This is a genomic window from Sagittula sp. SSi028 (assembly GCF_048553715.1).
Taxonomy (GTDB): Bacteria; Pseudomonadota; Alphaproteobacteria; order Rhodobacterales; family Rhodobacteraceae; genus Sagittula.
Map to the genome: position 1 here is coordinate 1 of NZ_JBLZNC010000027.1, position 9,086 is coordinate 9,086.

Genomic DNA, 9,086 nt, shown 5'->3' on the forward strand with positions numbered 1-9,086 from the left:
GGCAATGCAGCCTGCTGTCACTGGCACGTTCGACCCTCTACTACCAGCCGCGCGGGGAAAGCGCCGAGAACCTGAAGTTCATGGAAATCATCCATTGCCCGGCAGGCGATTTGCAGATGCAAATCTGTCGGGAGGGGACCAGCAGTTCCTGGAGACGCCGTGGTATGGGTCTCGACAAATGGCCCACCACATGCAGCGGGAGGGCCACAGATGTGGGCGACATCGTGTGCGGCGGCTGATGAAGCTCATGCGGTTGGTGCCGATCTACCAAGAACCGAAGACCAGCAAGAAGCACCCGGAGCACAAGATATATCCATATCTTCTGAGGGACTTACCCATCACCCGGACCAACCAGGTCTGGTGTGCTGACATCAGCTACATTCCAATGCGCCGCGGGTTTCTCTACCTCGTTGCCATCATGGACTGGCACAGCCGGAAGGTGCTGGGTTGGCGGCTGTCGAACAGCATGGACGCGGGATTCTGCGTCGAGGCTTTGAAAGAAGCGTTGGCCGGATACGGCCCCCCGGAGATATTCAACACCGATCAAGGTTCGCAATTCACCAGCACCGATTTCACCGACGTGCTGCGCGATGCGAAGATCAAAATCTCCCCTCTCGGCAGATTGCTTCGCAATCGCCTGCCGGGCAATGGATGGACGGTCGTGGCCGCTGGATCGACAATCGGATGATCGAGCGGCTCTGGCGATCCCTCAAATACGAATGCGTCTATCTGAACGCCTTCGAAACCGGTTCCGAAGCCCGGGACGGGATTCGTGATTGGATCAGCTACTACAACGAAAAACGCCCACACTCATCACATGGGATCATGACGCCGGACGAGGCCTATGATAGGCGATCTCCGGACCTGAAGGTTGCCGCCTGAAATGAAATCAATGCTATAGCATACCACGGCGGCAAACTGGTCGAATTTCCAGGACCACCTCTGCTTTCCCGCCGGCTTCTGTGCAAGAAATCCGGCAAGAGGGATTAGGCCCGCGCGGTCCTCATCCGCTGGACGAAAAGACCGAGGCTCACCCCACAGGCCAAGAGTTGCGCGGCCAGTTTGATCGTCACGAAATAGGACAACTGAGGATCAGGACTTAGGGCCATCGCGGCGAGTTGCAGCACCGCGATTGACAGACAGATCCAAATCCCGCTTCGGTCGCCAAAGGCCATGAGCGCCGTGGCGATCAGATAGCTGAGCGTGAAAGCAATGGACGACAGCGCGGCAAGGCGAAGCATCGGCGCAGCGGCGCGATATTGCGACCCGACCAAAAGATCGGTGAGCGTCTCCGGCATCGCCGTGGTGGCGATCAGCACCGAGAGGCTCACCCCGGCGAACAAGGCGGCCACGGGACGCAGCGCGGTCAAAAGCGACTGCCCCTCACGCCGCGCACGGGTGAGATCGGGCAAGAGTACGGTCGCCAGCGAGAAACAGGCGAAAAACTGGATGCGCTGAAACAGCGAGAGCGCCGCGATCAACCCACCCTCTTCGGCGCTCAAAAAACTCCGCGCGAGGAAAATATCGCCATCGAGGGCGAGCACCTGAGACAGTTGCAACAGGGCAAAGGCCCCTGCCCCAAGAACTAAGGCTCGGACCAGACTGGGCTGAGAGTGAGCCTGAGATCGAGAGGGGGTCGGCAATTCGCGCCGCACCACCCACCAGCCCGCCACGATAGAAAGCGCAATCGCCCCCACGACGCCGGACAGACCAAAGCCAAGCTGCCACGCCACAAGGGCACCGATGAGGCGCACGCCCATTTCGACATTGGCCGACAGGATAATGGGCCGTGTATGGAGCGCGCCATAGGCCACACCGCGCAACAGGCTGAAGGCGGCGCCGTAGGGCACCGCAGCGACCAAAAGAACGGGCGGCAGGGCCGCCCCGCCAAGCCAGAGCCACAGCCCGACGGAGATCACGACCGCAACGCCACAAAGCAGGCCAAAGCTCGCCCGGTTGAGTGCCGACAGAGCCGACAAAAGCGCCGGGTGATGCGTCGCAGGACAATCGGAAACAAGATGACTCACCGCCATTTGCACCGCCCCGAACAGGGACAAGAGAGAAAGTTTCAGGGTCAAAAGAAACGCGAGTTGTCCGAAAAGCTCCGGCCCCATGAGGCGGCTGAAGATCATGTTGAACCCGAGGTTCCCGACATTCACGCCCATCGACGACAGAAAGATCGCCACGGCGGGCGTGACGATCAAAAGGCGCAGTCGGACGCCGGACCTCAAGAGCTGCTCCATGGAATTACTCTTTTGGGACCGCCGGGAGGGCGATTTCTGCCGGGACCGACAGGCTCTTTGTGGTGAAACGGACCCCGAGACGCGACCGGGCGATGAGTTTGAGCATTTCCACCCCGCTTTTCGCGATGGCTTTGGCGGTTACTTTGGATCCGGGCACCTCGTCCCATTCTGCGAGCGGCTGTTCATAAAAGGCGTATTTATGACGGTTAAGGCCAAGGTTATCTTTGAGCCGCATGAAGAGTTCGACATCGAACAACCACCCTGCGGTGAACGGCTCAGCGAGGGCGCGGCGCAGCGCGGGCGAATTGCGCAGCATCTTGGCCCCGCATTGCGAATCTCCGATCGGCAAATCGAGCGCCAGACGGGCCATAAAGGCACACATGCGCGACACGATCCGGCGCGAGAGGCGGCGTTCGATCCGGTGGCCGAGCATCTGGCGACGCGCGCCAAAGACCACATGGGTTTTCGTGAAGCGATCAAAGGCGCGAATGAAATCCGGGAGCGCCTCAAGCGGCGTGGCGAGATCGGCATCCCAATAGGCGACCCGTGTCACCCCCTGATCGCAGGCATACAAGAGACCCTGACGCACGGCCTCGGCCTTGCCAGCATTGCGCGCCAGAGTGAGAATGGTGACGCGGTTCGGCCATTCGGCGCGGAAGGCGTTGAGGCGCTCTTGGGTGGCGTCCGTGCTGCCGTCGTTGACGAAAATAAAGTCGACGTCTGGCGTGCGCTGCATGAAATAGGCAAAGGCATCCGCATTGAACCGGCGCGCTTCGTTATAGCAGGGCGCAACGACCAGCGTGCGCAGGCGTGGATTGCTCGGCCAAGGGCAGGCAGGAGAGATAATCTCTTGCGGCATCTCTTGGGTCAGCAGATGAGAAACGACAGCATTCATGGCAGCACCTTTGATTTCGGGTTAACCCTTTGTCTCAGATGCCAAAAGAAAGAGCGCAATTGCGGGGGTATAGTGCCTTGTTTATAAAGGGTATTGACTATTCTTGCGGTGGTGGGGGGGAGGTCAAAAGCTTATGCGGCCTATCCCTTCGGACAGGCCGCTTTTCCACGAGACCGGAGGGAAACGTCAGGCGGAAACTCGAGTCATCTCGGCCCGCTGGCGCCGGGTCATGCGCAGCATCGCGACGTGGAAACGTGCGACTTGGGACAGGGGAATATCCTGCGAGGCGATGCGATTGTTTTCCGCCAGGGTTTGCGCGGAGTCCAGATCGTCCAAAGCCCGCCGCATGGCCCAGGCCATATCAGTCGGATTGCCGGGCGTATAGTTCACACCTCTCAGGCCCTCATGCTCACAGACATCGATAAAATCCCCGATGTTGGGAAAGACCGGCACGGTTTCATAACTGGCCGCCTGATGCAGCACACCCGAGCTGCCGGTCGTGGCGTTATAGTCAAACACGCTCAAACGCGCTTGCGCGAAAAACTCCGGCACGTCCTCTTCGGCGACATAGCCGTGAAACACTACGCCCTTGTCGCCCTGTCTTTCCCATTTCAACTTGTCGAGATAGCCGGGGGTTGCCGGGTGATCCATCCCGCCGATGACGAGTTGATAGTCCGCAAATTCCGGCACAGCGCGCATCAGATCAAATGCAGACAGCAGGGTTTCGATACGTTTATAGGTGCCGAATTTGCCCATGGTGACGATCCGTTTCGGGCGTTCTGAGAGTTTCGGCAGGCTGCGCGCGACGGTGTCAAACGTGCCGTGGGGAATGTGATGCACCTCGGCGCGAGGAAAGCGGCTTTGGAGCATCTCGGCATAGGAGGCCAGCGTCACCGTCATGTAACCGGCGGCCAGAAGCGCGCGGGTGACAACGGCCCCGGCGGCGCGCACGATGGCTTTACGGGCGGGTTTGCCTTTGAGCTGGGTGTTGTCGAGATCGATCCTGGAAATAAGATTGTGCGCGATCACCCCGCCGCGCCACCCGCCAAGCCGGGTGAAGGCCGGGGTGAGCAGACCGAGGGCCGCCGGAAGTTCGCGATTGCCGAAACTCGCCATCTGAAGGTTCCACAGAACGCCATCGACCTCTTCGCGAAAAAGCGCCCGCAAGATGGCGGGTCCGATGGAGAGACTGTTGAAGGACCAGACACGGCACACGCGGATTTTCGGGCCGAGATCCAGCTCAGGCTCCCAAAGCGGGAGCTTGTCAGCCAGTACGACGATCTCTTTGACATCGGGACAGGCGGCGAGTTCGCGGGCGAGGTGATAACCATATTCATTGAGGCTCTGACGTCCCGGAGGAAAGGCGGAGACAAGGGCGATACGTTGAGCTTTCGGCATGTGAGTGATCCTTTGCGACAGGAAAGGTGTCGCGGGTTGCGACTTGGACCCACTTTGTTGCAAAGCGCGCGAAAGAGATTTTGCGCAGAGGTTTACGCCTGAGGCCAAGGGCACAGGACCGCCTCTTCGAGCGAAGGGGCCACTGTCCGAAAGAATAGGACCCCCGCCCAATGCCCACCCGGATAGCCTTCGGCGCAAAAGCGATCCCCGCATGAATCGGCCAGATTGGTTCTTGTGTCGCGCGCCTCGGGCGAGATGCGCACGGGAGCCGCCCCCCTGCCGGTCCCCGTGACCCCGAGGAGTTAGAGCAGGGAGCAAAAAGGTGCCTTCCCCGTGTTCAAGCCAATGTGGCCCCATCGGAAGGTTTCTTCGTAGAACCACGCCAAGTAGAAACAAAGTATGAACATGGCTTATGGCGTTGTGTTTCTGATCATGTAAATCCGGCCAAAGTTGTCTCGAAATAGGGGCAAAGATCCCGCGAGAACGGTGACTTTCCCGGATATAGCGTCAGCGCTGTGACCATGGCCTAAATGTAGCTGGATCCAAGATCGCACCACTGCACATGCTTATGCAGGGAGATGCGGAGGCTTCTCTGCAGCAGATACGTCTTGGTCGATTTGCGTCGGAAACGCTCCGGCTTTCAGAGCCAACAGGCACCCCGACATCCGAACGCGTCACACAGCTCGCGAATTGACAGCGGTGGATGACACTTAAAAAAATCCCAAATCGATCACTCCAAATCCCCCCAAACAAAAACGTTGGGAAATGTGTTCACATGGGTCAACTCTCAGTGACACTTTATAAGGCTACCGGCGTCAGTTCTCGGTGACAATCAACATTCTGCGCCGGCAAACGGGTGTTTTCCAACAGAATTGGGCGGGAAGGAGACATTCTCTGCGCAAGCGAAGCGCTATCGCCTTGAGAGAGATCTGTACCACTTGCGCTGTGGCGGCGAAACTGAAGTATCCTCGTACTTGAAGCAGTCCGCCAAGTCGTCAATTGATGAAATAACACCATTTGAGTGGCATGCCCCCATCGAGTGGTCCGGTTTGATTGTTAGTGCATCGTCGGCCTCTGGTCCATTGGCACGATGCTTTCGGGCGCTGGCGGACGATAGCCCAATGAGCTGTGCGGCCTGATCGTGTTGTAATGGATGCGCCATTGCTCGATCAGGATTTGCGCCTCCCTCAAGCTGTAGAAGATTTCACCATTCAACAGCTCGTCGCGGAACCTGGCGTTGAAGCTTTCGCAGTATCCGTTTTCCCAGGGTGAGCCCGGTTCGATGTACGCGGTCTTTGCTCCGACAGCGGCGATCCAATCCCGCACCTTTTGGGCGATAAATTCCGGCCCATTGTCGGATCTGATATATTCCGGTTGCCCGCGCAGGATGAACAGGTCGGTTAGTGCATCCAGCACGTCCGTGGAGTTGAGCTTGCGATCGACGCGGATCATGAGCGCCTCCCTGGTGTATTCATCGATAATGTTCAGTGTCCGATAGACCCGGCCATCCGCCGTGCGGTCCTGGACGAAGTCGTAAGACCAGACATGGTTTGGGCGTTCGGGCCGCAAACGGACACAGGAGCCATCGTTCAGCCAGAGCCGTCCTTTTTTCTTCTGCTTTTGCGGAAGCTTCAGCCCTTCGCGCCGCCAAATACGTTCGACCCGCTTGTGGTTCACACACCAGCCCGCGTTGTTGAGTAGACCGGTCACCATCCGATACCCGTAACGCCCGTACTGGTCGGCCAGCGCGATGATGTCGTCGGTCAGACGCTGCTCGTCGACCCGGCCCCGCGGCACCTTGCGCTGCGTAGACCGATGCTGTCCAAGCGTGCGACAGGCCCGACGTTCAGACACGCCAAGTTCCTGCCGAACATGGTCAATGCACTTGCGGCGACGCGAAGGGCTCAGAAGTTTCCCTTTGCAGCCTCGGTCAGAATGAGCTTGTCCAGCGTGAGATCAGAGACCGCCCGCCTGAGCCGTTGGTTCTCCTTCTCAAGCTCTTTCAGCCGAGCGAGCTGCGACCGCTGCATCCCGCCATAAAGCTTACGCCATCGATAAAACGTCTGCTGTGTCACGCCGATCTGACGCACCGCCTCGGCGATCGTCGCGCCTTGTCCCTGCAGAACTTCAACCTGCCGAAGCTTCGATACAATCTCTTCGGACTTATCTCGTTTCCCAGCCTGAGCTGATCCTCCAATTTGTGGGGCAAATCTATCCCAGTTGGTGGACCACTTTCAGGGGGCTACTCCACACGCCCCTCCCTGAAAATCAATGCGTCCAGACCCTAGCGCGCCATTGCGGTCTTCGATCACCAACGCTCATTGTGGTTCGCGATCGGTAAGGCTCTTTATCACAATATCCACGTGGATTGAGTAGTAGATCGCGGAGATGAAGCAAAAGTTTGCTGCGCATAGCACGAGAGTGACGATGTCGAAAACCTCGGGGAAAGTGAACGAGTCCCTAAGATATACCCACGCAAAGATTTGCGCGATGGTTTGGAACACAAAAAGTGTCAGGCAGCTGTGTGCCATTTTTTCAGAGATAACTTTTGTCGACATGGTGTGTCTTGCTGCCCGTGAAATAGTGAATGTAACCGACGAGACAATTTCGCCTTGTAGGTCTAAATGGGTATCGAGCGTTGATCGCTCAATCAACGGTAGATTTTACGCGTGCCAAGTTTTGATACGTCACGCGGAAGTTTTTTGGGCAGCAAGCAGGTGATACATCAACAATTTATACTTAAAGGAGAGTGGTAAATTTTTTTGTCGCGATCTACCCGTTTGCCGTTTTCAGCTATACATTCGAGCAACTGAACCTATTCCAGATCCAAAGCTATCGTCCGGATGTCCGGGGAGCGATTCGAATTCCCCCCCCAAAGTTCGTAAGTATTCGCCTAAGCCGCTAGAATGGTAGTCTGTTGAGGGGGTTAGTACTGCGATGGGAAGACGCACTAGCTCGCCAGCCGGAATGCAAACCACAGTTCTCTGCTCAGCTAGACTAGCCAGATTTTAATCCGCCATAGGTTGATTAAGGGGGTTTGAGCCGAAAGCGGCGTGACAACTCAAGGTTGATTCTTCTCATTTTCATTTGCGTTCGTTTCATACCGAAGGCCTATAAGTAAATCATTGTTATTTGCATGCCATTCGCACACGCATGACGCAGGCAATTAATTTCAGCTCGTTAACTCTTCATTAAGTTTTCGTTCGTTAGGCTGAGCGACAGACGACAGTTAAGGGGGCATGCCGCTATGTCGTGATTGCCCGAACCAAAAGCGCCGCGCATTCGCGACTGGCCGATGACAAGCGCTTTGGCCGGTAAGCATACGATAAATCCGTGACAGATTTCAGTCGAAGAAACAGGGCTGTTGCTCCGCGTCGGCGCAACACTCGAAAGGATGCAGAACATGTCAAAGCATGAGTGGATCATCCGCATGATTGATGAGATCGGACAGTACGCGAAGGAGCATCAATTGCGAGGGGTGGCCGCTGCGGCGCCGCTGTTGAGCACGCTTGCACGCGAGGATATTGAGCGCGCCAAGCTAGAAGACGATTTAAAAGACCCCAGCTCTGCAGCCGACTAGTGTAGTTTGTTGCTGGCGTCGCGGAAGGAAACACATTTGTTTGCATGTGAGCGGACAATGGTAACTGGCTTTGTATCTGAGGCGCCGCCAAGCCTTATCCAAACCTTGCTGTCATTTGAGACGGGCCCGAGGTCGTGGACTAAAAGGTTCAGGGGATGACGCTCAATATGTGGTCCTTGACCTGGCAGGGGATTTTTCATCTGCCATCGATAAGAGTCCGACCTAATTTGCGTACGGACAATGAAGCGAACGAGATTTACGGATGCCGAGCTGTAGGTCCAAGGAAGGGGCCGTGGTCCCAGTGGGGGCGCGCATCTGAAGGCCCGGTTCGGGCTCTCAGGCCGGGATGAGTGCTGGATCGCCGGAGCGGATCACAAGATGGCCGCGACCAGTCGCAGAGGGCGCCTGATCACAGAACTGCGGCATTGCAGCGTAGCCTATGCCCGTGGTAAAGGTAACGCGGTGCAGACTGCCACTGCGCACCGCAGCTGGGATTTCCACGTCCGCAACGCCGCATTTTCCAGTCCTGAGATTGGCTACGCTTAAGCGCATGGTTCGGTACCAGAAGGTTTGGCGCACAGGAAAACAGAAATTCATCCGTTTTCCCGCCTCTGTGCTGTCTCACAGCTGGAATAGGCCCAAGCCATTTACCACGTCGCGCTTTGTCTCCTCGGTGCGTTGCCGCGCCCGTTCCGTGCCATCTTTAATGACCTTAAGAACGTACGCCCGATCTTTGGAAAGCGCCGCACGGCGCGCACGAATTGGGGCGATGAGATCCTGTAGGATCGTCTCCAGCCGCGCTTTGATCTTGCCATCACCAAGCCCGCCTCGTTTGTAATGGGCTTTCAGTTCGGCAAGTTCATCTTGATCGGGATCGAAGGCGTCGAGATACGTGAAGACGACGTTGCCCTCGACGCGACCGGGGTCTTCCACACGCAAATGGTTCGGATCTGTGAACATCGCCCTGACA

At 57.2% G+C, this 9,086-nt stretch carries 5 protein-coding genes and 2 pseudogenes; 2 read left to right on the forward strand and 5 right to left on the reverse strand.

Translation table 11 applies throughout. The annotated features are described in order from the left end of the window. Window positions 1–882, forward strand: a pseudogene (locus tag ACN5AZ_RS18450) (IS3 family transposase); the annotation flags it as partial. A gap of 104 nt (window positions 883–986) precedes the next feature. On the opposite strand, the gene ACN5AZ_RS18455 reads toward ACN5AZ_RS18450, so the two are convergent. From ACN5AZ_RS18455 to ACN5AZ_RS18470, 4 genes are all read right to left on the reverse strand, one after another. Continuing rightward, on the reverse strand, window positions 987–2,243 hold the full coding sequence (locus tag ACN5AZ_RS18455) for a hypothetical protein (RefSeq protein WP_419430369.1): 1,257 nt from the start codon (window positions 2,241–2,243) through the stop codon (window positions 987–989). A 4-nt stretch (window positions 2,244–2,247) separates the two neighbouring features. Then, window positions 2,248–3,138, reverse strand: a complete 891-nt coding sequence (locus ACN5AZ_RS18460) for a glycosyltransferase (protein WP_419430370.1) — start codon at window positions 3,136–3,138, stop codon at window positions 2,248–2,250. Between the two features lie 186 nt (window positions 3,139–3,324). Continuing rightward, window positions 3,325–4,536, reverse strand: coding sequence for a glycosyltransferase (locus tag ACN5AZ_RS18465; RefSeq protein WP_419430371.1), 1,212 nt, complete (start codon window positions 4,534–4,536; stop codon window positions 3,325–3,327). Between the two features lie 1,056 nt (window positions 4,537–5,592). Further along, window positions 5,593–6,734 (reverse strand): IS3 family transposase gene (locus ACN5AZ_RS18470; protein WP_419430373.1). Its coding sequence is split into 2 segments (ribosomal slippage): window positions 5,593–6,455 and window positions 6,455–6,734, totalling 1,143 coding nucleotides; the frame shifts between segments, so codons are not numbered across the junction. Window positions 6,735–7,939: 1,205 nt separating this feature from the next. Here ACN5AZ_RS18470 and ACN5AZ_RS18475 point away from each other — a divergent pair. Next, complete coding sequence (locus ACN5AZ_RS18475) at window positions 7,940–8,116, forward strand: hypothetical protein (RefSeq protein WP_419430372.1); 177 nt, start codon at window positions 7,940–7,942, stop codon at window positions 8,114–8,116. Window positions 8,117–8,737: 621 nt separating this feature from the next. Here ACN5AZ_RS18475 and ACN5AZ_RS18480 read toward each other — a convergent pair. Continuing rightward, window positions 8,738–9,086 (reverse strand): annotated as a pseudogene (locus ACN5AZ_RS18480) (tryptophan--tRNA ligase); the annotation flags it as partial.

Coding starts and splice junctions, on each gene's coding strand:
- ACN5AZ_RS18455 (WP_419430369.1), bottom strand. CDS start 2,243: ATGGAGCAGCTCTTGAGGTCCGGCGTCCGACTGCGCCTTTTGATCGTC.
- ACN5AZ_RS18460 (WP_419430370.1), bottom strand. CDS start 3,138: ATGAATGCTGTCGTTTCTCATCTGCTGACCCAAGAGATGCCGCAAGAG.
- ACN5AZ_RS18465 (WP_419430371.1), bottom strand. CDS start 4,536: ATGCCGAAAGCTCAACGTATCGCCCTTGTCTCCGCCTTTCCTCCGGGA.
- ACN5AZ_RS18475 (WP_419430372.1), top strand. CDS start 7,940: ATGTCAAAGCATGAGTGGATCATCCGCATGATTGATGAGATCGGACAG.